This window comes from Polaribacter sp. (assembly GCF_039939415.1).
GTDB lineage: Bacteria > Bacteroidota > Bacteroidia > Flavobacteriales > Flavobacteriaceae > Polaribacter.
Genome location: NZ_JBDVJE010000074.1, coordinates 103638 through 128665, shown reverse-complemented (window position 1 = coordinate 128665; position 25028 = coordinate 103638). Strand labels below are relative to the sequence as shown.

23 protein-coding genes are annotated in these 25028 nt (G+C 28.3%); 8 read left to right on the top strand and 15 right to left on the bottom strand.

The features are described 5' to 3' along the window. Position 1 precedes the first annotated feature (1 nt). Positions 2-517, bottom strand: a complete 516-nt coding sequence (locus ABJG40_RS12815) for a GNAT family N-acetyltransferase (RefSeq protein WP_348024981.1) — start codon at positions 515-517, stop codon at positions 2-4. Positions 518-642: 125 nt separating this feature from the next. Between ABJG40_RS12815 and ABJG40_RS12810 the strand changes: the two genes are divergently transcribed. Then, positions 643-2136, top strand: coding sequence for a PLP-dependent aminotransferase family protein (locus tag ABJG40_RS12810; RefSeq protein ID WP_348024980.1), 1494 nt, complete (start codon positions 643-645; stop codon positions 2134-2136). Here the strand turns inward: ABJG40_RS12810 and ABJG40_RS12805 are convergent. The 4 genes from ABJG40_RS12805 to dnaN all read right to left on the bottom strand — a co-directional run bounded on the left by ABJG40_RS12805 (position 2114) and on the right by dnaN (position 6492). Further along, entirely contained in the window at positions 2114-2974 is an 861-nt protein-coding gene (locus ABJG40_RS12805; protein WP_348024979.1) for an RluA family pseudouridine synthase, read from the bottom strand. The two genes, ABJG40_RS12810 and ABJG40_RS12805, sit on opposite strands and share 23 nt — an antisense overlap. A 3-nt stretch (positions 2975-2977) precedes the next feature. Continuing rightward, positions 2978-4669: a gamma-glutamyltransferase gene (gene ggt / locus ABJG40_RS12800; protein WP_348024978.1), complete on the bottom strand. Its 1692-nt coding sequence runs from the start codon at positions 4667-4669 to the stop codon at positions 2978-2980. Beyond that, positions 4666-5262: an acyl carrier protein phosphodiesterase gene (locus tag ABJG40_RS12795; protein ID WP_348024977.1), complete on the bottom strand. Its 597-nt coding sequence runs from the start codon at positions 5260-5262 to the stop codon at positions 4666-4668. Before ABJG40_RS12795 ends, ggt begins: the two co-directional genes overlap by 4 nt. Before the next feature lie 111 nt (positions 5263-5373). Further along, on the bottom strand, positions 5374-6492 hold the full coding sequence (gene dnaN / locus ABJG40_RS12790; RefSeq protein WP_348024976.1) for a DNA polymerase III subunit beta: 1119 nt from the start codon (positions 6490-6492) through the stop codon (positions 5374-5376). A 177-nt stretch (positions 6493-6669) separates the two neighbouring features. On the opposite strand from dnaN, the gene ABJG40_RS12785 reads away from it, so the two are divergent. The 3 genes from ABJG40_RS12785 (at position 6670) to ABJG40_RS12775 (ending at position 12151) form a co-directional block, all read left to right on the top strand. Further along, positions 6670-9189, top strand: a complete 2520-nt coding sequence (locus ABJG40_RS12785; protein WP_348024975.1) for a PIG-L family deacetylase — start codon at positions 6670-6672, stop codon at positions 9187-9189. 270 nt (positions 9190-9459) lie between these two features. Then, a complete protein-coding gene (locus ABJG40_RS12780; RefSeq protein WP_348024974.1) occupies positions 9460-11166 on the top strand; it encodes a sodium:solute symporter in 1707 nt (568 codons plus the stop codon). Between the two features lie 13 nt (positions 11167-11179). Further along, entirely contained in the window at positions 11180-12151 is a 972-nt protein-coding gene (locus ABJG40_RS12775) for a Gfo/Idh/MocA family oxidoreductase (RefSeq protein ID WP_348024973.1), read from the top strand. A 96-nt stretch (positions 12152-12247) separates the two neighbouring features. Here the strand turns inward: ABJG40_RS12775 and ABJG40_RS12770 are convergent, their stop codons facing one another. From ABJG40_RS12770 to ABJG40_RS12755, 4 genes are all read right to left on the bottom strand, one after another. Continuing rightward, complete coding sequence (locus ABJG40_RS12770) at positions 12248-13498, bottom strand: hypothetical protein (RefSeq protein ID WP_348024972.1); 1251 nt, start codon at positions 13496-13498, stop codon at positions 12248-12250. Positions 13499-13571: 73 nt separating this feature from the next. Beyond that, positions 13572-14414 (bottom strand): AraC family transcriptional regulator, encoded by an 843-nt coding sequence (locus ABJG40_RS12765; protein WP_348024971.1) that lies wholly within the window; start codon positions 14412-14414, stop codon positions 13572-13574. A gap of 287 nt (positions 14415-14701) precedes the next feature. Continuing rightward, positions 14702-15322, bottom strand: a complete 621-nt coding sequence (locus tag ABJG40_RS12760) for a class I SAM-dependent methyltransferase (RefSeq protein ID WP_348024970.1) — start codon at positions 15320-15322, stop codon at positions 14702-14704. A gap of 153 nt (positions 15323-15475) precedes the next feature. Next, positions 15476-16402 (bottom strand): DUF2911 domain-containing protein, encoded by a 927-nt coding sequence (locus ABJG40_RS12755; RefSeq protein WP_348024969.1) that lies wholly within the window; start codon positions 16400-16402, stop codon positions 15476-15478. Positions 16403-16507: 105 nt separating this feature from the next. On the opposite strand from ABJG40_RS12755, the gene ABJG40_RS12750 reads away from it, so the two are divergent. Then, complete coding sequence (locus ABJG40_RS12750; protein WP_348024968.1) at positions 16508-17170, top strand: MIP family channel protein; 663 nt, start codon at positions 16508-16510, stop codon at positions 17168-17170. Then, positions 17157-17921 carry an NAD(P)H-binding protein gene (locus tag ABJG40_RS12745; protein ID WP_348024967.1) on the top strand — a complete coding sequence of 255 codons (765 nt, stop codon included), beginning with the start codon at positions 17157-17159 and terminating at the stop codon, positions 17919-17921. The genes ABJG40_RS12750 and ABJG40_RS12745 overlap by 14 nt, the downstream gene beginning before the upstream one ends. 195 nt (positions 17922-18116) lie before the next feature. Here the strand turns inward: ABJG40_RS12745 and gldG are convergent, their stop codons facing one another. Genes gldG through ABJG40_RS12715 form a run of 6 tightly spaced genes read right to left on the bottom strand, consistent with a single transcriptional unit; the run spans position 18117 to position 22824 of the window. Further along, on the bottom strand, positions 18117-19757 hold the full coding sequence (gene gldG / locus ABJG40_RS12740; protein WP_348024966.1) for a gliding motility-associated ABC transporter substrate-binding protein GldG: 1641 nt from the start codon (positions 19755-19757) through the stop codon (positions 18117-18119). Then, complete coding sequence (gene gldF, locus ABJG40_RS12735; RefSeq protein WP_348024965.1) at positions 19750-20466, bottom strand: gliding motility-associated ABC transporter permease subunit GldF; 717 nt, start codon at positions 20464-20466, stop codon at positions 19750-19752. The genes gldG and gldF overlap by 8 nt, the downstream gene beginning before the upstream one ends. 35 nt (positions 20467-20501) lie before the next feature. Further along, positions 20502-21029: a GNAT family N-acetyltransferase gene (locus ABJG40_RS12730; RefSeq protein ID WP_348024964.1), complete on the bottom strand. Its 528-nt coding sequence runs from the start codon at positions 21027-21029 to the stop codon at positions 20502-20504. A gap of 3 nt (positions 21030-21032) precedes the next feature. Continuing rightward, positions 21033-21653, bottom strand: coding sequence for a hypothetical protein (locus ABJG40_RS12725; RefSeq protein WP_348024963.1), 621 nt, complete (start codon positions 21651-21653; stop codon positions 21033-21035). A gap of 8 nt (positions 21654-21661) precedes the next feature. Then, positions 21662-21958 carry an antibiotic biosynthesis monooxygenase family protein gene (locus ABJG40_RS12720; protein WP_348024962.1) on the bottom strand — a complete coding sequence of 99 codons (297 nt, stop codon included), beginning with the start codon at positions 21956-21958 and terminating at the stop codon, positions 21662-21664. A 5-nt stretch (positions 21959-21963) separates the two neighbouring features. Continuing rightward, the gene (locus ABJG40_RS12715) at positions 21964-22824 is read right to left on the bottom strand and encodes an SAM-dependent chlorinase/fluorinase (RefSeq protein WP_348024961.1); all 861 of its coding nucleotides are present in this window, start codon (positions 22822-22824) and stop codon (positions 21964-21966) included. 128 nt (positions 22825-22952) lie between these two features. Here ABJG40_RS12715 and ABJG40_RS12710 point away from each other — a divergent pair, with 128 nt between their 5' ends. Together ABJG40_RS12710 and ABJG40_RS12705 are read left to right on the top strand one after the other, a co-directional pair. Next, entirely contained in the window at positions 22953-23906 is a 954-nt protein-coding gene (locus ABJG40_RS12710; protein WP_348024960.1) for a PhoH family protein, read from the top strand. Positions 23907-23969: 63 nt separating this feature from the next. Further along, entirely contained in the window at positions 23970-24917 is a 948-nt protein-coding gene (locus tag ABJG40_RS12705) for a phosphoribosylaminoimidazolesuccinocarboxamide synthase (RefSeq protein WP_348024959.1), read from the top strand. The last annotated feature ends 111 nt before the right edge of the window (positions 24918-25028 follow it).

Sequence of the window (25028 nt, the reverse complement as noted above, 5' to 3'; positions counted from 1 at the left end):
GTTATAATTCTTTAGTAAAAATTAGATTTTCATAATTAGTTTCACCCACATAAAAATCGATACTTCCAATTTTTTTAAAACCGTATTTTTTATAAAACTTAAGCCCTTTTGTGTTTTTGTAATAAGCGGTTAACCAAATTGTTTTAAATTTTAAATCGGTTGCTTTTTTTAAGATGATTTCTTGTAGTTGAGAGCCAATTTTTAGGTTGTTAAAATCATTTAAAATATACAAACGTTGTAATTTGCAATAATCACTATCTGGTTTGTTGTTGTAATTTTCATTCAAGCAAAGTTTTGCAAAACCAATTGGTAATTCATCAGAAAAAACAATCCAGAATACATTACTTTCATCATTCAATTCTTTTTTAATTTGAGAAACTGAATAATTGGTGTTATAAAAATCTAATAGGTTTTTTTTGTTCTCAATATATTCTCCATGAGATTCTGTATAGGTAATTCTTCCTAATAAAGCGATATGAATGGCATCAGCAACAGTTGCTCTTCTAATTTCTAGCATAATATTTGTTATATTCACTAATTTTCAACTCTTTTTTTATCATCACTTAAAATTTATAATTCAAAATTACTACATTTATGGACTATTGTAATCATCCAGATTTAAAATAAACAATAGTCCAGTTTATGTTTCCATATAAAACCAGTTTTCAATTAGACAGAAAAAGTAAACAAGCATTGTATTTACAATTATCAAATCAATTTATTAAATTGATAAAAGAGCGCAAACTTATGCCAGAAACAAAGTTGCCAGGAAGTAGAACTTTATCAGAATTATTAAACGTACATAGAAAAACAGTTGTGGCTTGTTATGAGGAGTTGTTATTGCAAGGTTGGGTAGAAAGTATTCCTAAAAAAGGAACCTTTATCAATGCAAAATTGCCAGAATTACATCAACAAGAATTTGTACAAAAAGTTGAAGTTTTATCAACAAAAAAAGTTGGATTTCAGTTTTACAAAGACGCATCTTTAGAAAGAATATCTCCAGAAATTAAAGAAGATTTTATGATGTTTAATGATGGTATTTCTGATACAAGATTAACACCAACTGAAGATTTAGCTAGAACGTATAGACGTATTTGCAGTAAAAAAAATATTTACAAAGAAATGTCTTACGGATCGCTTTTTGGTAATGAAAAATTACGAATAACTTTAGCGAATTATTTAAATAAAACACGTGGTTTAAACATCAATAAAAACAATGTAATTATCACTAGAGGAAGTCAAATGGGTATTTTTTTATCAGCCAAATTATTATTACAAAAGAATGATAATATTATTGTTGGACAAACAAATTACACGTCTGCAGACACTAATTTTTTACAACGAAAAGCAAATTTGTTAAGAGTTACTGTTGATGAAAATGGTTTGGTTACTGATGAAATTGAGCAAATTTGTCAAAAAAAATCAATAAAAGCAGTGTATGTAACTTCTCATCATCATCACCCAACAACGGTTACTTTATCTGCAGAAAGAAGAATTCATTTATTAAATTTAGCTAAAAAATATAGTTTTGCAATTATTGAAGACGATTATGATTACGATTTTAATTACAATCATTCACCAATTTTACCTTTGGCATGTCATGATACAAATGGCAACGTAATTTACTTAGGTTCTGTCTGTAAAACGGTTGCTCCTGTTTTTAGAATTGGTTATATTATTGCGCCAAATTCTTTTGTAAATGAAGCTGCTAATCAACGTAGATTTATTGATAGGCAAGGAGATGCTTTGTTAGAATTAGCTTTTGAAGATTTTATAAAATCTGGTGATTTAGACAGGCATATTAAAAAAGTAATGAAAGTGTATAAAGCAAGAAGAGATTTGTTTTGTAAGCTTTTAGAACAACATTTTGAAGATGTTTTTACGTTTGATAAACCAAAAGGAGGAATGGCTGTTTGGTTAACATTAGATAAAAAGTATTCTTGGGAAATTGTTGCTAAAATTGCTCATAAATATCAATTAGAAATAGGCGAGTGGCAACGTTATGACAATGCAAAATCTGGTCATAATTCGATAAGAATTGGTTTTGCAATGTATAATGAAAGTGAAATGAACGAGTTAATAAATAGGTTTTTTAAAACAATGCAAGATGTTATCAATCAGGAAAAATCTTTGTAAACTTTTTAGGTAATTCTTTTGAAACGGCAATTTTTTCTTTCGTAAACGGATGAATAAACGCTAAAGTTGCTGCGTGTAAAAACAAACCTTTTCCGTTTAAAACTTTATTTTCTAAAAAGTATTCTTTATCGCCTAAAATAGGATTTTGTATAGAAAATAAGTGTTTTCTAAGTTGATGTTTTCTACCTGTTTTTGGTTGCAGTTTAACCAGGTTTAAGTACTCAAAACGTTTAGAAACTACAGATTGTAATACTTTGTAATCAGTTGCAGCTTTTTTATCATCAATACTAATATCGATAAAATCTTCAGATTTCATTTTACCAATAGCAATGGCAAAATAGGTTTTCTGAATTTCTTTGTTTTTAAATAGTTTACCTAATTCAATTATAGCATTACTAGTTTTTCCTATTAATAAAAGTCCGCTTGTAGGATTATCTAACCGATGTATGGGTTGTGGTTTTACAGCATCAAAAAGTGTGCTTTTTTTTAAGTTTTGCGTTAATGCATTGGCAATGGTTACAAATTTATTTCCGCTAACTAAAATACCTGCAGGTTTGTAAATAATAGCCAAATAATCATCTTCAAATAAAACTTCTAAATCTAATTGTAATCGATTAAAAGTAGGTGTTTTTTCTGATTGATATAATTCTATTTTTTCTCCTCCAACAATGTATTTTGATGTAGTTGCTAAAATTCCATCAATAAAAATAAGCTCTTTTTTGATGGCTTTTTTAATGCCCGATTTTGTGGGAATGGTATTAAAAATCCCAACACCGTATTCTTGAAAACGGATTGGTTTTTCTAGTTTTGGTACTGTATTTGATTCTAATAAATTCATACTTTAAAAACCTACAGCTGTATCATCTCCACGTTTGTCTGCACCACCTTCTAGGTGACCATTTGGTAATACTAAAATAGCAGAAACTTTACCAATTATTCGAGAAGTGGTTTCATCAATTTGATAACCTAACTTTTCTAACTCAGAAATGGTTTTTTTGTTAAAACTATTTGGTTCCATTTTAACAACATCTGGCAACCATTGATGATGAAATCTTGCTGCATTTACAGCTTCTTGCATTCCCATTTTATAATCCTGCACATTAATAATAGTCTGCATAACAGATGTAATAATTGTAGAACCACCTGGTGTGCCTACAACCATAAAAAGTTGATTGTCTTTTTCAACAATTGTTGGGGTCATAGAACTTAGCATTCTTTTTCCTGGATGAATTTCATTGGCTTTTGCACCAATTAAACCAAACATATTTGGCACACCTGGTTTGCTAGAAAAATCGTCCATTTCATTATTCAAAAAGAAACCTAATTCAGACGAATATAATTTAGAACCATAAGCACCGTTTAAAGTTGTTGTTACAGAAACAGCATTGCCAAATTGATCTACAATAGAATAATGTGTTGTTTCATCACTTTCTATAATTTCTATATTACCATGTAAAACATTGGCAGATTTTGTTGCTTTTTCAAAAGAAAAATCTGCCATTCTTTCTTTGTTATATTCTTTAGAAATTAATTTTTGTTGCGGAATGGTTACAAAATCAGGATCACCTAAAAAATAACTTCTATCTGCATAGGCACGTCTTTCTGCTTCTGTAATAACCTGAATCGATTTTGTGCTGTTATGGCCAAATTTATCAATATCAAAAGGTTCTATCGCTTTCATGATTTGTGCTAAAGCAACACCACCGCTAGAAGGAGGTGACATTGAAATAATTTTTAAATCATCATATGTAAAAGTAACAGGAGTTCTCCATTTTGCTTCGTATTTGTCTAAATCTTCTAAAGTGATAATTCCGCCATTAGCCTGAACAAAATCGACCAATTGTTTAGCGGTTTCGCCTTTGTAAAATTCGTCTTTTCCGTTTTGTTGAATTTTAGTTAAAGTTGCTGCCAATGCAGGATATTTAATGGTATCGTTTTCTTGCCAATTTTTAGTAAAAAGTATAGAGTCTTTATTTACTTCTAAAAATAAAGGTTGATAGTTTTTGATTCTTTTAGCCTGTTTATTAGTTACAATTACACCACGTTTTGCCAATGCAATTACAGGTTCTAAAATTTCTTTAATAGATAAAGTTCCAAATTTTTGATGAGCTGTAAAAATTCCAGCAACAGTTCCAGGAACACCAATTGCCATAGCACCAGCAGTGCTTTTTCCTTTAATTACATTGCCTTTATCATCTAAATACATATCTCTGCTTGCAGCTAAAGGAGCCTTTTCTCTATAATCTAACGCACCAATTTCTCCATCATTTTTTCTGTAGACCATAAAACCACCACCACCAAGATTACCAGCAAACGGATAAGCAACTGCCAAAGCCATTTCTGTGGCAAACATAGCATCAAATGCATTTCCACCTTTTTTTAAAATGTCTGCCCCAATTTTAGAAGCTTCTTCTCTTGCAGTAACAACCATGGCTTTTTGGGTAATTAAACCAGTTATTTTTTCTTTTTTAGTTACAGTTTTACAGTTAATTAGTAAAAAAAATACTGTAAAAAGTACGATTAGTTTTTTCATTTATTCTGTCTGATTTCTTTTAATTTTTGATTTGAATGACGTATTAAATCATTAAAAAATAGTGTAAAATCTTCTTCTAACTCAGTTTTTAACTCCTTTAAATCTTTAATGGCCAAATTCATTTGAGATTTACCTTTTGTTCTATTGTTCATTCCATTTAGAACTTTTTGAATTCCTTCTTTAAATTGATAGTTATAAAGAATATTATATTCAATCATATAGGAAATAAATTGTTGTGATTTTATGGGTAAAATTGGTGATTTTTCATTAAAAAGACTATAAACTTTTTTAGTATAAATATCTAATGGGATTTCTGAATAAGAATGCCAGTTTTTAGCTAAAAAGTAATCGTAAAAAATATCGATAATTACACCATCATAATGACCATATCTTTCGTGCAAACGACGTTTGCTTTTTCTTACAATTGGATGAGCATCTGTATATGTGTCAATTTCTCTATGTAAGAAAATACCTTGCTGAATTTCTTTCGAAAATTCTTTGTAATTATTACCTCTAATATGATCTGCAATAAAGTTACCAATCATAATATTGGTGTTATTTTGAGATAAGTAGAGGTGAGCTAAAAAATTCATTTGCTAAAAGTAAACAAAAAACCACAACTAAGAAGTTGTGGTTTTAAATATTGTAAATTCCTATTTTAAAAGGAATAATAATTTATTTATTATAAAAAATATAATGTTTTTTTAGTTATTTAACATAACAGGCATAACTAACATAGTTACTTGTTCTCCTTCATCAGTACCATCAATAGGAGTTAAAATTCCTGCTCTATTTGGTAAAGACATTTCAATTAAGACTTCGCTAGAACTTAAATTGTTTAACATTTCGCTTAAAAAACGAGAGTTAAAACCAATTTGCATATCGTCACCTTGGTAATCACAACTTAAACGCTCGTCTGCTTTGTTAGAAAAATCTAAATCTTCCGCAGAAATATTTAATTCTGTTCCTGCCATTTTTAAACGAATCTGATGTGTTGTTTTACTAGAAAAAATAGAAACACGTTTTACAGAATTTAAGAAAGAAGCTCTATCAACCGTTAATTTATTTGGATTTTCTTTAGGTATTACCGCTTCATAATTTGGGTATTTTCCATCAATCAATCTACAAACTAAAACAACGTTATCAAAAGTAAATTTTGCATTTGCATCATTATATTCAATAGTTACTTCGCTTTCAGAACCACCCAAAATTCCTTTTAATAAATTTAAAGGTTTCTTTGGCATAATGAATTCTGCAGTTTGATCTGCAGTAACATCTGTTCTAGAATATTTTACCAATTTATGAGCATCTGTAGCAACAAAAGTTAAACTTTGAGAACTAAACTGAAAAAATACTCCACTCATTACAGGTCTTAAATCATCATTTCCTGCAGCAAAAATAGTTTTAGAAATTGCAGTTCCTAAAATACTTGCTGGCACAACAGTTGTACTTGGTGATGCTAATGAAACTGCTTTTGGAAACTCATCTCCACCAAAATAAGCCATGTCGTATTTACCTTGATCAGAACTAATTTCAATCGTATTTTCTCCTTCAGTTTTAAACGTTAAAGGCTGGTTTGGAAAGGTTTTTAAAGTATCTAATAACAAACGTGCAGAAACAGCAATAGAACCAGAACTTTCACTTTCTACTTCAACTACAGAACTCATTGTTGTTTCTAAATCTGAAGCAGATACTTTTAATTCATTTTCAGACAATTCGAATAAGAAGTTATCTAAAATTGGTAATGTGTTGTTGCTATTTATAACGCCGCCTAAAACTTGTAATTGTTTTAATAATTGCGAACTTGATACAATAAATTTCATCGATTTTCTTTTCTTGATTATTCTTACAAATATAACCTTATTAAGTGAGTTTAAAAATTAATTTATTAACAGGTTATGAGCATTTTGTTGATGAATTTTCCAAACGTTATAATTATGTTAATTGAAGGTAATTGGTATTTAAAAAAACTATTTTTGTTTTAATACCAATATTTTTTTATGAAAAAACCACTTTTTTTTATTTGTTACTTTCTATTGATATCATTGAGTTTGTTTGCTCAAAAACCTCAGAAATTAACTTCAAATCAGATTTATGAGAAAATCCAGAAACTAAATTTTTTAGGAACAGCTTTATACGTTGCTGCACATCCTGATGATGAAAACACCCGTTTAATTGCCTTTTTAGCTAATAATATAAAAGCAAGAACAGGATATTTGTCTTTAACAAGAGGAGATGGAGGTCAAAATTTAATCGGCCCAGAAATAAGAGAGTTATTAGGTGTTATTAGAACTCAAGAACTTTTAGCAGCAAGAAAAGTTGATGGAGGAGAGCAATTATTTTCTAGAGCTAATGACTTTGGGTACTCAAAACATCCAGATGAAACTTTAAAAATTTGGGATAAAGAAAAAGTATTGAGTGATGTTGTTTGGGCAATTAGAACTTTTAAACCAGATGTAATTATCAATAGGTTTGATCATAGAACTCCAGGAACAACTCATGGGCATCACACAAGTTCTGCAATGTTAAGTGTAGAAGCTTTTGATTTAGTAAATGATAAAAATAAATTTAAAAATCAATTAAAATATACAGATACTTGGCAACCAAAAAGATTATTTCAAAATACTTCTTCTTGGTTTTTTAGAGGAAGAGAAGAGGAATTTAAAAAATCAACAAAAGATTTTTCAAAATTAGATATAGGTGTGTATTATCCGTTAAAAGGGTTGTCTAATAATGAGTTAGCTTCTATTGCAAGTAGTCAGCATTTATGCCAAGGTTTTGGAAGGTTAACAACTAGAGGAGCACAAAACGAATATTTAGAATTCTTAAAAGGAACTCCTTTAAAAGATAAAAATGATATTTTTTCAGGGATCAATACTACATGGAACCGTCTTAAAAATGGAGGTGAAATAGGTGCTGTTTTATATAAGATTGAAAAGGATTTCGATTTTGTAAATCCTTCTAAACATTTGCCAAAATTAATGAAAGCCTATCAATTAATTCAGAAATTAGATGATGTTCATTGGCGAAAAATAAAAGAAAAACAACTTAAACAGATAATTGAAGCTTGTGCAGGTTTGTATTTAGAAGCTTCTGCAATTAGTTCTTCTTCTATACCAAACTCTAATATTGATGTTAACTTTGAAGTTTTAAATAGGAGTGATGCAAATATTGAATTGACTTCGATTACATCTACAATTAGTAAAAAAACGATTGTAAAAGAATTAGCTTTAGAAGCTAATAAAAAAATTAACTTTAAAGAAACAATTCATTTAAAAACAAATCATTTTTCAGACCCTTATTGGTTAAAAGAAAAAGCTTCTTTAGGTATGTATACTGTAAAGAATCAAAATTTGATTGGAAAACCAGAAACACCTAGGCTTACCAAAATTGATTTCAATTTAATTATTGATGAAGTTGCTATTTCTATTACAAAAAATGTTGTTAGAAGGTATGCAGAAAGAGATAAAGGAGAAATTTATGAACCTTTTGAAGTTTTACCAAAAGTAACAACAAAATTAAAAGATAAAGTACTTATATTTTCTTCTGATGAACCTAAAAAAGTTTCTGTAGAAGTTAGAGCTGGAGCAAAAAATGTAAAAGGTAAAGTAGCTTTGAGTTTGCCAACTAGTTGGGATGTAATTCCGAAAGAATTCGAATTTGATATTCAGCAAAAAAATGATAAACAAGTTGTTGATTTTTTAGTGACACCCCCTAAAAATCAATCTGAAGGGAAATTAGAAGTTATTGCTATTTCTGATGGAAAATCATATCATAAAGAGTTGGTAGAAATTAATTATAATCATATTCCAAAACAATCTGTTTTATTAAATTCTGAAGCTAAAATTGTACGTTTAAACATACAAAAAGCAGGAAACTATATTGGTTATATAAAAGGTGCTGGAGATGTTGTTCCAGAAAATTTACGTCAGATTGGTTATACTGTTGTTGATATAAATCCTGCTGAAATTAATGAAGAAAATTTACATAAATACGATGCTGTAGTTTTAGGAATTAGAGCCTATAATGTGGTTAAAGAATTAAAATTTAAGCAAAAATTCTTGTTAGATTATGTTGAAAAGGGAGGTAATATGATTGTACAATACAACACCAATAGAAATGTAGATGTTGCTGCACCTTTTTCTCTAAATCTTTCTAGAGACAGAGTTACAGATGAATTTGCTGATGTTACAATTTTAACTAAAAATCATTCGCTTTTGAACTTTCCTAATAAAATAACTCAACATGATTTTAAAGGTTGGGTGCAAGAGCGTGGTTTGTATTTTCCTAATTCTTGGAGTAAAGAATATACACCTATTTTATCTATGAATGATAAAGATGAAACTGCTAAAAACGGAAGTTTATTAATAGCAAAATATGGTAAAGGAAATTACATTTATACAGGTTTAAGTTTCTTTAGAGAATTGCCTGCAGGCGTTTCTGGCGCTTATAAATTATTTGCAAATATGCTATCTGTGGGTAAAAGTAATGTTGAGGTAAAACCAATAATTAAGAAGTAAAAAGTTAGCAAACAAGTTTAGCCCTGATTGAGCGGTTTGTTTGAGCTCTTTTTTTGTGTCAGTTCGAGTAAATTTGTGAAGAATGAGCAAATTTGTATCGAGAACAAACTAAAAAAAGCGAGTAGCGAAAGCAGGAAATAGCTTCAAAAAAATAAAAAAATGAAAGAACAAAAATACAATTGGAAAAAAGAATATACGTTGGTATTAATTGCCAATGTAGTTTACGTTATTGCATTTTATTTTATCACAAATTATTTTACAGTTTAGTCTATGGAAATTGCCAGTAAATTGCACACAGTAGATTGGATTATTCTGTCTGTTACCTTAATTTTTATTGTTGCTTATGGTACGTATGTAACTAGAAAAAATGCCAACGTAACTGATTATATAAAAGGTGGAAGTGACTCTAAATGGTGGACAATTGGTTTGTCTGTAATGGCAACACAAGCAAGTGCTATTACATTTTTATCTACACCTGGTCAAGCTTTTCATAGCGGAATGGGTTTTGTGCAATTTTACTTTGGATTGCCAATTGCAATGATAATTATTTGCGTGGTTTTTATACCAATTTATCATAAGTTAAAAGTGTACACAGCTTATGAGTTTTTAGAAGGAAGATTCGATTTAAAAACAAGAAGTTTAGCCGCAATTTTATTTTTGGTTCAACGTGGTTTGGCTGCAGGAATTACCATTTTTGCACCCGCAATTATTTTAAGTGCTGTATTAGATTGGGATTTATTAACGCTGAATATTATCATTGGTTTTTTAGTAATTATTTACACAGTTTCTGGAGGAACAAAAGCGGTAAATGTTACTCAAAAACAACAAATGATTATCATTTTTATAGGAATGTTGATTGCATTTTTTATGATTATGAGTCAGTTGCCAGAAAATATCACTTTTACAAATGCATTAGAAATTGCAGGTGCAAGTGATAAAATGCAAGTGTTAGATTTTTCTTTTGATTTAAGTAATCGATACACAGTTTGGACAGGAATTTTAGGAGGAACTTTTTTAATGTTATCTTATTTTGGTACAGACCAAAGTCAAGTACAGCGTTATTTATCCGGAAAATCGGTAAGAGAAAGTCAGTTAGGTTTAATTTTTAACGGATTATTAAAAGTGCCTATGCAGTTTTTTATTCTGTTAATTGGTGTGATGGTTTTTGTGTTTTATCAATTTAATGCATCACCATTAAACTTTAATCCAACGGCAAATGATGCGGTGCAGAGTTCTGAGTTTGTTGCAGAATATCAAGAATTAGAAGCAGAACATACTATTATAGAAAATGATAAAAGATTGTTGTTTTCTGATGGATTTCAGCCAGAAGAAGCAACTAGAATTCAGGCTTTAAATAAAAGAGATTTAGAGTTAAAAGAAGCTGCAAAAGAAATTATTAAAAAAGTTGACGAAAAAAATACCCTTAAAAAAATAGAATCTAATGATAAAGATTATGTGTTTATCCATTTTATTTTAAACAATTTACCAAGAGGATTAATTGGTCTTTTGTTAGCGGTTATTTTATCGGCAGCAATGTCTTCTACAGCATCAGAATTAAATGCTTTGGCAAGTACAACTGCGATTGATTTATATAAACGAAATGTAAAAGGAGAAAAAAATGAAGAGCATTTTGTAAAAGCTTCTAAATGGTTTACATTATTATGGGGACTTATTGCTATTTCGGTAGCATGTATTGCCAATTTGTTTGATAATTTAATTCAGTTAGTAAACATTATTGGGTCTATTTTTTATGGAAACGTTTTAGGAATTTTCTTATTGGCATTTTTTATAAAATTTGTAAAAGGCAACGCTGTTTTTATTGCAGCAATTATAACTCAGGCTTTAATTATAGGCGTTTTTATTTTAGATTGGTTGCCATATTTGTGGTTAAATTTATTAGGTTGTGTTTTAGTAATGGTCATTGCCATTGTAATTCAGTTTTTACTACCATCAAAAAAGAACTTAGTTACAGTTTAAACAAAATTAAACTATGGAAAAGAAAACGATTAGATGGGGAATTATTGGTCTTGGTAAAATTGCGACTAAATTTGCAACAGACTTGTTAACTGTAGAAAATGTAGAATTGGTTGCTGTAGCTTCTAGAAGTCAAGAAAACGCAGCTGAATTTGCCAACAAATTTAATGCTAAAAAAGCGTATAGTTCTTATTTAGATTTGGTTAAAGACGCTGAAGTGGATGCCGTTTATATTGCTACTCCGCATAGTTTTCATAAAGAACATACGATACTTTGTTTACAGCACAAAAAAGCTGTTTTGTGTGAAAAACCTTTTGCTATGAATTTGCAAGAAGTAGAAGAAATGATTGCTATTGCTAAAGAGAATAATGTTCTGTTGATGGAAGCATTATGGACTTATTTTTTACCACATTACAATTACGTTTTAGACATTGTTAAGAGTAAAAAATACGGTGAATTAGAAAGTTTAGAAGCAGACTTTGGATTTTACAATGCTTACAATACAGATAGTAGAGTTTTTAAAAAAGAAGTTGGTGGAGGTAGTTTGTTAGATATTGGTATTTATCCAGTTTTTGCGGCATTATCTAGTTTAGGAAATCCAGAAACTATAAATGCAAATGCTACTTTTTTTGAAAACGGTGCAGATTCTGAGTGTAATATCACTTTTAAATATAAAAAAGCAACCGCTACTTTAAAAAGTACTCTTTTAGAGAAAACGCCAACTCATGCTATTTTTACTTTTGAAAAAGCAATTGTAAAAATAAACACACGTTTTCAGGAACCTTCTACTGTATCAATTATAGAAAACGGAAAGGAAAAAATTATCGATTTTAATTACAACACAATTGGTTATAATTTTGAGACAGATCATTTTAATAGTCTTTTAAGAGAAGGTAAAAAAGAAAGTGATGTAATGACGTTTGATTTTTCTAAAAACTTAATAAAAACCATAGATACCGTTAGGGAAATTATAGGTTTAGAGTATTAGTATGCATAATTTAAAATTTTAATGCTACAAATTTGTTAATCCACATCATTAAAAAATAGTAAAAAGTTTCAGTTAAAAAGCAATTGGTTTAATCGTTTATTTCATTTCTTGAATAGGTATACTTGCTTTAGAATTTGATATTAAAACTGCATAATCTAAAAATTTTAAGGTAGCCATTCCTTTTACAGCTTCTGTATTGGATTTTTTGTCTTGTAAAATAACTTCAATTAAATCTGGTTCTTTATTTGCGTATGGAGAATTTTTAAGGTTTAATCGAAACAATGTTTTATCAGATATTTTGGCATCTTTTAAAAGTTGAATTCCTCTAAAATACTCTTTCTCATAATCGCCTATACCAAAACCACCTTCTGTGGTATATGATTTGTATTTGCCTTTTTCATAAATCTCATCCCAAACTACATGGCTGTCCATAAAAAAGCCAATTACAGATAAAATTTCTTTATCAGTATGAATGTTATTTTCAATTAATCTTGTAAATAAAGACGCGTATCCTTCTTTACCTTGTCTAGATTTTTCTAAATGAAAAAAACCAACGCGAAAGAATTGTTTATTATTTTTAAAATCGTAGATTTTATTTAAATCTAAATAGTTTTCATAAATCAATTTTTCTCTTTCAATATTTTTATCAAAAGAATGATTTAAATTTTTAATAATATATTCTAATTCATCAGGTTTTTTAACTTTATTTAGATACATTTCTTTGTTGCTATTATAATCAGAAACAAAGTTTTTAAGGGTTTTATGAGCCAAACCACGATGACCAGAATATAAATTAACAGTATCTAAGGCCATCATGTTTTTTATATCATTTACAGTATTAAGTTCTTTGTTATCTTTAAAAATTTCTAAAAGATGTTTAATTGTATATGTATAGCCAACAACCCATTCTATACCTAATACTTTAATTTTATTTTCTTTAGGTAGTTTATCGTTTATCTGTTTTAATTTTTTCCACTTATTATAAAATTGAATTGTACGTTCTTGTGCTGTATGGTATCCATTATGGAATACTAATTCTTTTAATAAAATAGTATCTCCAGTTTTTAAAAACTTATTATAATAAAATGCAGTACTGTAATCTACTTCTGGTAAATAATACTCTATTGTTCCATCTTTTGTTAATGACTCTAAGAATTTTAGTTCAACATCTTCAGTTTTTGCACTACCATGATAAGCACCAAATCCAATCATTTTAAAATCTTTTTGGGGAAAATTGAAGTTAGAAGCATTGATATCAAATCTATTATTTTTTAAATAATCTACTTTAGTTTGTTTACAAGATTGTAAGCTTATAAAAGCGATAATGACAAGAAATAATTTATTCATTTTTTTATTTTATTATTCATTCACAAAATTATAAGCAAATAAGACTGTAAAATTGGTGAAAAGGGACAAATTACTACATAAAAGTCCAAAAGGTATCTTCGTTTCCTAAATGTTGTATATTATTAAAAAACTTTTTAGGGTTAATGCCTGTTAATTTTTTAAAATGATTGATAAATTGAGCCTGATCATAATATTCATTACTTATAGCAATATTAGTAAGTGATGTTTTTTTATTTATTAATAAATAATCGTTTAAAGCTTTTCTAAATTGTACAATGTTTATGTATTCTTTTGTAGTACAACAGAGATGTTTTTTAAATAATCTTAATAAAGTTTTTCTATTTGTTTTGAGTTGCTCACACAAATCTATTATAGATAATTTTTGATTTGAATTTAAAATAAGTTCAATACTTTGTTTTAAAAGAATTTCTTTAAAATCGACATATTTATCCATAAAAAAAGCATCTAAAATTTTTATTTTCTCATCAATAGATTTTTCATTATAAATTGTGAAACAATTTTTAGTGAAATCATTTTTAAAAAAGTTAAAATGTTTTTCTATTGGATTGTCCATTATTTCTGATAAAGGTTGGTCTATAAAATGATTAATACCCAATTCTTGAAATACAATGCCAATTTTTTTAAAAGGAACTTGAATTTCTGCGGTTCGCATTTTATTTTGAATGCCAGAATACAAGAAAATTAATTCTTTTTTTTCTGAAGGAACTGTCTTTGAATGATTACTACTAAATTCAACATCAGAATCTTTATAAATTGTTAGTGCACATTTAGTATTTGGGTAAAAAGCATATTTTTTTGCGGTAGAACCTTTAATTGAATCATGAAAATAATAATATGAAATGTATTTTTGTAAAAATAAATTAACAGGTTTTCTTGTAATAAAAATTTCTTCCATTTTAATCTACTTTGTGGTAAAAATATTAATTAACTAATGATTTTATTGAAAAAATAGAGGTAAAAAATTATATTATAATTTTAAAAACAATTTTTATTGTTAAAAGCGCTCTTATACTTTAAAATACAGGGGCACATATTATTTTTATTTCTGAAAAAGTAATTGTAAAAATCAACACTTTTGTTCATGAAACTTTTAATATAACAATTAAAGAAAATGAAAAGGAAGAAATTATCTCTTTTAAAAACTTAATAAAAACCTTAGATTCTGTTAGAAAAATTATAGGTTTAGAGTATTAATTTTTTACCTACAAATCGTATCACTTTACTTTTAGCCTGATGAAATTTACCTTCATCAAGTTTAATTTCTTTTTCTTCTAGTAAAAGAACTTCAAAGTCTTTAAAATCGTTTTTAATCATATCAATAGAGAATAAAAAATCAATATTTTTTGGTCCTCCAGCATTTGGGTTTTCTTTTTGTAATTCTAGGTGATTTTTACTAAAAGCTTCAAGAATTATATATCCATTAGGTTTTATTAATTCAGCTATTTTAGTGTGATATTCTTTTAAAATATTAGGAGGAAAGTGAGCATAAATTAAAGCAGCAGCATCAAATTTTTCATTTAATAAATTTAGTTCAAAAAAATCCCCAATTTCATAATGTAATTTTACATTTTCTTTTTCGGCAAGTTGTAGCGCTTTGTTTTTACCTTCAATACTAATATCAAAAGCAAAAGTTTCTAACCCTTTTTTTGCTGCATAAACAGCATTTCTTCCTTCTCCTTCTGCAGGAAAAAGAATTTTACCATTTAGGTTGTATTTATTTAGATATTCTTTAAAAAATAGATTAGGTTCAGTACCATAAGCATATTCATTTTTTGCATATCTATTATCCCACATTTCTTTCATTTTGTTTTTAGCTTGTTTGATGATTAAAATTAATTAAGAATTTGAGTAAATTTAATTTTTTTTGAACCTATAAATTTAATGAGAAAAAAAAGATTTTAATATAAAAACCTCAAGTATATACTTGAGGTTTTTATATTTTAAAATAGAAAAAAATTATTCTGCTCCCCATTCTTTTAAAGAAGCTTTGTTCATTTTTATATAACCACTATTACCTGCTTTTTCTGCTAAAGTTAAAGATGCTTTTGCAGCAGCAATGGCAGTAGCTTTTTTACCTGCTTTGGCATGGATTAAAGATTGTTGTCTTAAATAATAAAATTTAGGATCATCTCTAGTCATTTCAATAGCTTTGTCAATCCAAGTTACTGCTTGGTTTACATCTTTATTTGCAGTTTTAAAATAAACAGCTGCGTCATAATAAGCACTAGCATTTGGTTCACCTTTCATTACTTCTTCAATAGAAGCCATTACATTTTTATCTGTAGGTACCTCAAAAGATAACCCAACATAAACGTCTTCCCAAAGTAAACCTAGAACTCCAGAGTTATTTGTTAAATCATCAATGGTAATTGTAAACGTTTCAATCTTTACTGGCATTGGAATTACTTGAGCAGTAGTTTTAGCAACTACTTTAGTTTCATCCCATTTTTTTGGATTTCCCCAATTACTAGCATCAGAATACAACATAATATCCCAAGAATCTTTATTAGGAACTGTGTACAAAGCATATGTGCCTTTTGATACATTTTTACCATCAATAGAAACATCAGAACTAAAAGTTACTTTTGTATTAGAGTTTGCTCCAGTTCTCCATGTTTTTCCATAAGGAACAAGATCTCCAAAAATAGTACGACCTCTCATTCCTGGTCTAGAATATTCAACAGTAACATCTGTTAAACCAACTTTCTGAATTAATGTTGAAGCAGGACTTGGTTGTGGTGCAGAAATTTTTGCTGCAGGTGCTTTTACTTTCTTTTCTGTTTTTTTAACTTCCACTTTAGTTTCTGTTTTTTGGCAGCTTGCAAAAAGTAATAAAGAGAAAACAGTTAATGTACTTAAAAGTTTTAGTGAGAATTTTTTCATGATTGTTTAGTTTTTATACTCTCAAAATTACAATTTCAAAAAACGACAAATGTTAACAAAACCTTAAAATAAGGGTTTGTATATTTGTAGCAATTTTAAATAATAATGAAGAAATATATATCTGAATTTATTGGAACATTCTCTCTAATTTTCTGCGGAACAGGAGCAATGACTGTTAACGAAGTTACTGGAGGAGATGTTACCCATGTAGGTATTGCAATGACATGGGGATTAATAGTAATGGCAATGATTTATGCTTTTGGAGAAACTTCTGGAGCGCATTTTAATCCTGCAGTAACTATTGCTTTTGCATATGCTAAAAAGTTTTCTTGGAAAGAAGTACCTAAATACATAATAGCACAGGTTTTAGGTGCGTTTGCAGCAAGTTTAGTATTGTGGTTTTTATTTCCTACGAGTGAGTTGTTGGGTTCAACTATACCAACTGTAGATGTTTGGCGTGCATTTGTGTTAGAAATATTATTAACATTTTTCTTGATGTTAGTTATCATAAATGTTTCTACTGGAAGCAAAGAAATAGGAGTAGTTGCTGGTATTGCAATTGGTGCTGTAGTTTTGTTAGAAGCAATGTTTGCAGGTCCAATTACAAATGCATCTATGAATCCTGCGCGTTCTTTGGCACCAAATATAGTTTCTGGAAATATAGAAGGTTTATGGTTGTATATGATAGCGCCAATTCTAGGAGCTTTGTTGGCTGTAGTATCTTGTAAATTAGTTAAAGAAGATAATTGTTGTAATGAAGGATGTTAGTATTTTAGGTTGTGGATGGTTAGGAAAACCATTGGCAATATCATTGTTAGATGAAGGTTTTAAAGTAAAAGGTTCTACAACTTCTGAAGAAAAGTTAGAGCTTTTAGAAGATAATGGAATTGAATCTTATATTGTTAATATTTCTGAATTTGAAGAGTTTGATACTTTTTTAGGTTCTGATATTTTAATCATTGCAATAACGTCTAAAGATATTGATGGTTTTGAGAACTTGATTTCTCAGATAGAAGAGTCTAGCATACAGAAAGTAATTTTTATTAGTTCTACTTCTGTCTATGGAAGAATTAATAAAGTAATGACAGAAGAAGATGCTGTCCTTAAAAATCATCCTTTAGTAGAAATTGAAAACTTGTTTAAAGAAAATACTTTTTTTGAAACAACAATTGTACGTTTTGCAGGTTTGTTTGGAGATGTAAGACAACCTTGTAATTGGTTTAAAAACAGAAGAAAAATACCACAACCTAAAGGTTTTGTAAATATGATTCATAAAGAAGATTGTATCGAAATTATACATACAATTATAGACCAAAATTGTTGGGGAGAAACTTTTAATGCATGCTCTAACCATCATCCTACAAGAAGAGAGTTTTATTCTTTAGTAAAATTAAGCAATGGTTTTGAATTACCAGAATTTGAAAATAACGAGGTATATCAATGGAAAATTATCAGTTCTAAAAAAGTACAAGAAGTTTTAGGTTATACTTTTATTCATGATGATTTGCTAGCTTTTTAAGTGTGAAATATAATTACAGAGTTTTAGAGTTACATTACCTGATTGTCATTTAGACCTTAGGAGAAATTTTATAAAGTTGATAAAACAATATTGAAAATTTTTATGAGATTTCTCAATCGCTTATAAAAGCTCATTTTGAGATAATAGTAAATTTGTAAGGCTAAGCTTGTCGAAGTCTTTTCATTTTGATAATAACTAACTATACTTCCTTTTTCTCATATAATTAAAAACAAAACCAAAAGCGAACAAAATTAATAACGGTAAAACAACATTTAAGAATTGCCAAAAATTTCGTTCTTTAAACGCTTTTTGTTTATCAAGAGTTCTAATTTGTAACGTTTTGTTTCTTAGTTGAATCAAGCCAACATCATCCAATAAATAATCAACAGAATTTAATAGAAAATCTTTATTTCCAAATTGTTGATTCGTCCATTTATCTCTATTTAAATCAAATGGTTGTTCTTTTAAAATCTGATTTTTACCAATATCACCATCAGAAATTACAATCATTTTGTTGTTAGTTGCTTTTTCTTTTAAAAGAGGAGTTTTAAAAGGTTTTACTCTGTTTTTATAAGCTGAATTAAAATTTCCTTCTAATAAAACTGCAAATAGTTGATTTCCGCTTTTGTAATCGTTTTCTATAACTTCATCAGCAATAGATTGTAATTCAATAAAATTAGGAGTTCCAATTTTTTGCGTCAATAAAGAACTAACTAATAAAGGTGTTTTTTTAATATTATTTTTTAAAGTATCAATCTGATTTGCAAATAGCAAACGAACAGGAGAAACATTTTTTGTAATTGCATGATTTGGGTTTCCGCCAACTAAAGGATGAAAAAACCACTCTAAGTTTTTAAACTGTGTTTGGTTGCCAACTTTACCTGTTGCTAATGGAATTTGAGCTGAATACAAATCTTTAATTAAAGTAGTATTGATGCGAATTCCGTATGAAAATAACAAATCAGTTAAATTTAAATCTCTAGGATACGCCAACATTTTACCACTGTTAAACAAACTATCTTGGTCTGCTTGCACATTGTCTAACATCCACAAAGTTTTACCTCCATTTGCAATAAACTGATCTAATGTAAACTTTTCTTTAGCCGAAAATTTTTGTGTAGGTTTTGCTATAATTGCTAAATCTATAGAAGTTAAATCTTCTAATGTTTGGGTTGGATTTGTAGCGACAGAATCTAAAGTGAATTTTGCTAAATGATATTTTTTAGCAACTTCACTCAAAAAACTATAAAGATAAATGTCTTTTAACTCCCCATTTCCTGTTAAAATAGCAACACTTTTTTGCTTTTCTAGGGTGATAGAATTTATAGCGTTAGAAAAACTATATTCTAAATTTTCAATAGCTTTTTGTAATTGTTCATCTTGAGATGCTACAATTGCATTTGGTAATAAAGAAACAATGGTAGATTTATTACCATAAGAAATTTCTGCCCAAGGAAAAATAATGGCTTCAGAAAGTTTTCCTTCTTCTTCAACCGTTAATTGACTTGGTAACATTCCTCTTTTTATCAAATCTTCACGTTGATTATCTGGCGATTCAAAATTGATTTTTATGTTCGAATTTTCTGTAGCTAATTCTTCTAAATATTGACGCGTTTCTACTTGTAACCTTTTAAATTCTGATGGAAAATCTCCTTCTAAATAAACAGATATTAATAGGTTTCTTTCAACTTTAGAAACTATATTTTTTGTGGTTTCAGAAAGTGTATAGCGTTTATCTGCAGTTAAATCGAAACGAGTATAAAATGATTGATTGATAATGTTTAAAACAATCAATCCAATAAATACAACAGCAATATTTTTGATATTCTTATTCATTGTCTAAACGTATTTTAGTAATGAATAAAAAGAATATTGTTACACTTAAAAAATAGATAATATCTCTAGTGTCAATGACACCTCTAGAAATACTTTTAAAATGTTCGTTAATCCCAATTTTCTTAATGGTTAAATTATTTCCAAGAGAATTAGAAATTGCATCAAAACCATAGTATAAAAAGAATGTAATAAAAACGCCTAATATAAAAGCTACAATCTGATTTTTTGATAATGTTGAGGTAAAAAGACCAATTGCAGTATAAGTTGATGCTAATAAAAGCAAACCCAAATAAGAGCCAGTTGTACTACCAAAATCGATACTTCCTGTTGGATTTCCTAAGCTGTAAACCGTATAAACATACGTAAAAGTCGGAATTAAAGCAACAACAACCAATAGGAGAGAAGCCCAAAATTTACCTAAAACTATTTGCCAATCAGAAATTGGTTTTGTTTTTAAAAGTTCAATAGTTCCGCTACTAAATTCATCAGCAAAACTTTTCATTGTAATTGCAGGAATCAGAAAGATAAAAACCCAAGGAGCTAAAAAGAAAAATGAGTTTAAATCTGCAAAACCTGCATTTAAAATATTAAAATCATTTTTAAAAACCCATAGAAACAAACCATTAATTAACAAGGAAACACCAATAACTAAATAAGCTATTGAGCTTGCAAAAAATGAGTTGAATTCTTTTTTTAGTATTGCTATCAAAAATTAATTTTTTAAAAAGTTTCTAGGTTTGCAATTTAATTTATTAACCTATAACTAATATTATTAACAAAACCTTCATCTTTAATTTCTGGATTAAAAATAAAATTATGTTTCTCTAATAACGAAATAGAAGCCATATTATTTTTATGTGTAAAAGCTTCAATGGTTTTTAATTCCATTTGATTAAAACCGTATTCTAAAACTTTTTCAAAAGATTCATCCATAAAACCTCTTTGTTGAAAATCTGGATGAACTTCATAACCAATTTCTGCATAATCATCTTCATCCTCAAAATTTCTTAAACCAATTGTACCCACTATTAAATGATTACTTTTAGATTCTATTACCCAAAAAATTCCTTTATTTGCTGTAACTAAGTTAGAAATAAGTTCTATAAAAGCTCTTGCTTCAGAAAGATTTTTAGGCACTTTTCTGTCTATAAATTTATTCACTTCTTTGTTCGTTCTTAAACCAAAAATAGCTTTTGCATCGTTTAAGTTTAATTCTCTTAATGTTAATCTGTCTGTTTCTAAAACAGGAAAAGGCGTAAAGTTGTAAGTCATAAATTAAAGAAAAATAGCGAATCCAATTGTAGATTGAATTCCAGAATGAGTTTGTTTTGTGTTATAGTCGTTTTGATTATTGTCTGATTTATATACATCCTGAAAATAATCAAGATTAAATTCTAGTGCAATTAAGTTGTTAAAAAAATAAGCTAACCCTCCACCAACTTTTGCTGTATTTATTTTTGTGTTTACTTTTTCATAAACAACAACATTTGAGTTAACACTATAGTTTTGGTAGCTATTAAAAAAAGAGCCTAAACCTAAACTGGCTTTTAAAAATGGTTTAAAATTACTATCTAAAAAATAATATTTAGCAAACGGAGAAATGGTATAAAACCCATTACTATCTTGATTTTTAACTTTAGATGTTGAAAATTTAAAATCTAAACCTAACAGAACATTATCTGAAGCAATATACCCTATTTGAGGTGTAAAAGTAAAGCTATTAGTTGTTTCACTTGTATAAGAATTTGAGTAATTTTGGCTATTACTTGTGGTTATATATTTAGAAGAACTAAAGTTAAAATTACTTTGAACTCCAATAAAAATGTTTCCTTTTTCTGTTTGTCCATAGACAGTAATTGCAAATAGAGCAATAATTATTAAAACAATTTTTTTCATGATGTTGATTAAATTAATGATACTTTTTTATCAACACTCCAAGTTTCAGGTTTGTCATTAAAAAAGGCTTTTGTTTTTGCCCAAACTTCTTTAAAAAATACAGAGTTTCTGTAGTTTTCTAAATCTTCTTCCTTTTCCCAATAAGAATAGGTAAAAAATATTTCAGGGTTATTTTTATCTTGATATAATTCTAACAAATTACAGCCGTTAGAAGCTCTAATAAAAGTTTTCTTTTCTTCAAACATTGCTAAAAATTCTGGAATATGTTTTTGATGAAAACTCATTTTTACAATTCGAACGAACATATTCTTTAAGTTATAGGGGTAAAATCTGGTTGAGAATCGTTTATAAAGTCAATAGTAATAGGGTCTCTGTATGCGAGTCCTAATAAAGTAGATGCTCCACCAACTGTTTCTAAATTACTTCTATAAACAGCAATTTCTAAATAACCTGCAGAATTAAATAAAGCTAAATTGCTACCATCATATTGTATACTATCATGCGCACTATCGCCAGCAACTTCATTATATTTTGTAAAGATTTTAGAAAAAGAATAACGTCTTGCATTTGCTTTAAAACGACGACCTTTACCAATCTCTTGAAACATTTTTTTACTAATATTACTAATTACGTTTCCATAATTATCAATATAAACAACACCTCCAATAATTTGATTTTGAGCTTGATTTACTTTTGGTTGAATTTCAGTCATCTTTTTATAAGTCTGAATTTCTTTACCAATAACGGTAAAATTACCCCCTCTTGCTATAAAACAGGCAACTTGTACAAAAACATCTAAAACCGGAAAACTACTTTCAATTCTATCATGAATATTAATTTCAAAAATCTTTGTTGGTTTTATTTCTGAAGCAATCATAGAAATAATTCCGTTATCCGGACATACAAAAAAATGATTGTCTAACTCTAAAACGATATGTTTGTTATCTGCACTTAATTCAGAATCTACACCAACAATATGTATGGTTTTATCTGGGAAGCTTTTGTAAGAGTTTTTTAAAATATAAGCAGTTTCTGTAATGTTAAAAGGAGATATTTCATGTGTAATATCTACAATTTTAGCATCAGGAAGTTCAGTGTAAATAGCTCCTTTAACAGCGCCAACAAAGTGGTCTTTTGTTCCAAAATCGGTTGTTAATGTAATTAGAGACATTAATTTATTGCTGTTAATTAATTGTGTAAAAGTTGTTAACTATTTTACGCAAATCTAATCATTTTAGGAAATTTATTCGCTATTTTTAGTTGAAATAATATTGTAAATAACTAATTAAAATTAAACATTTGAACGAACGCATTATAGAGCTTACAGAAATCAATCCAAAAGACTTTTTTGGAGCACATAACAGTACTATTGAGCAATTAAAAAGATATTTTCCAAAAATTAAAATCGTTGCAAGAGGATCTAAACTAAAAATTTATGGAGAACCAGAAATTTTAGACGAGTTTGAAACACGTTTAGAGCGTTTAATTAAGTATTTTAACAAATACAATAAATTAGATGATAATAGTATTGAGCGAATTTTAACTTCTAACGGAAATGAAGAAAAAACAATTGCAGCCAAAAATGCAAAAGAAGTTCTGGTTCATGGTGTTAGCGGAAAGTTAATTAAAGCACAAACACAAAATCAGCGTAAAATGGTTTCTTTAATGGAAAAAAATGATATGTTGTTTGCTGTTGGTCCTGCAGGAACAGGAAAAACTTATACAGCTGTTGCTTTAGCTGTAAAAGCATTAAAAGAAAAAGAAGTTAGGAGAATTATTTTAACAAGACCAGCAGTAGAGTCTGGAGAAAATTTAGGTTTTCTTCCAGGAGATTTAAAAGAAAAATTAGACCCCTACATGCAGCCTTTATATGACGCATTACGAGATATGATACCTCATGAAAGATTAGAATCTCATTTAGAAAAAGGCGTTATACAAATTGCACCTTTAGCATTTATGAGGGGTAGAACTTTAGATAATGCTTTTGTTATTTTAGACGAAGCTCAAAATACAACGCATAATCAAATGAAGATGTTTTTAACAAGAATGGGTAAAAGTGCTAAGTTTATAATTACAGGAGATCCTGGTCAAATAGATTTACCTAGAAAGCAAGTTTCTGGTTTAAAAGAATCTTTATTAGCATTAAAAGATATAGAAGGTATTGCACAAGTGTTTTTAGATGATAAAGATGTGGTAAGACACAAATTGGTTAAGAAAATTATTACAGCTTATAAAAGTATTGAAACAGAATAATTTTTTTAGTTGTTAGTAAATAGTCTTTAGTTTACTTTTGCAACAATAAACAACATAACAAAAATGAATACAATTAACGAGACAAATTTTCAGTTTTCCAACTTAAAGTCTGTTTATAAAGGTAAAGTAAGAGAAGTTTACAATATAAATGATGAACTTTTGGTAATGGTTGCAACAGATAGATTGTCTGCTTTCGATGTTATTTTACCGCGTCAAATTCCTTTTAAAGGTCAGATTTTAAATCAGATTGCAACAAAAATGATGAATGATACAGCAGATATTGTTCCTAATTGGTTAATTGCAACTCCAGACGAAAATGTTGCAGTTGGTCATTTATGTAAACCTTTTAAAGTTGAAATGGTTATTCGTGGATATTTATCAGGACATGCTGCAAGAGAATATAAACTAGGAAAAAGAATGCTTTGTGGTGTAGAAATGGCAGAAGGATTGAAAGAGAATGATAAATTTCCTTCTCCAATAATTACACCATCAACTAAAGCAGATAATGGAGATCATGATGAAGATATTTCTCGTGAAGCTATTCTTTCTCAAGGAATTGTTTCTGAAGAAGATTACATTATTTTAGAAAATTATACAAACGCTTTATTTGCTAGAGGTACAGAAATAGCAGCAAAAAGAGGATTGATTTTAGTAGATACTAAATATGAATTTGGAAAAACAAAAGACGGTAAGATTGTATTGATTGATGAAATTCATACACCAGACTCTTCTCGTTATTTTTATGCAGAAGGTTATCAAGAAAGACAAGATAAAGGAGAAATTCAAAAACAATTATCTAAAGAATTTGTACGTCAATGGTTAATTGAAAACGGTTTTCAAGGAAAAGACGGACAACAAGTGCCAGAAATGAATGATAAAAAAGTTATCGAAATTTCTAACAGATATATAGAATTATACGAACAAATTACTGGAGAAAATTTTGTAAAAGCTTCCACAGAAAATGTTTTAAATAGAATTGAAAAGAATGTGCTTCAATTTTTAAAAGCTTAATACTTCTTGTTTTTGAGAGGAATAATGGCATGCAATTTAATTTTAATAAAATAATGTTAAGTTAATAGAGTCTAGTTTTATCAAACTAACAACTAACAACTAACAACTAAC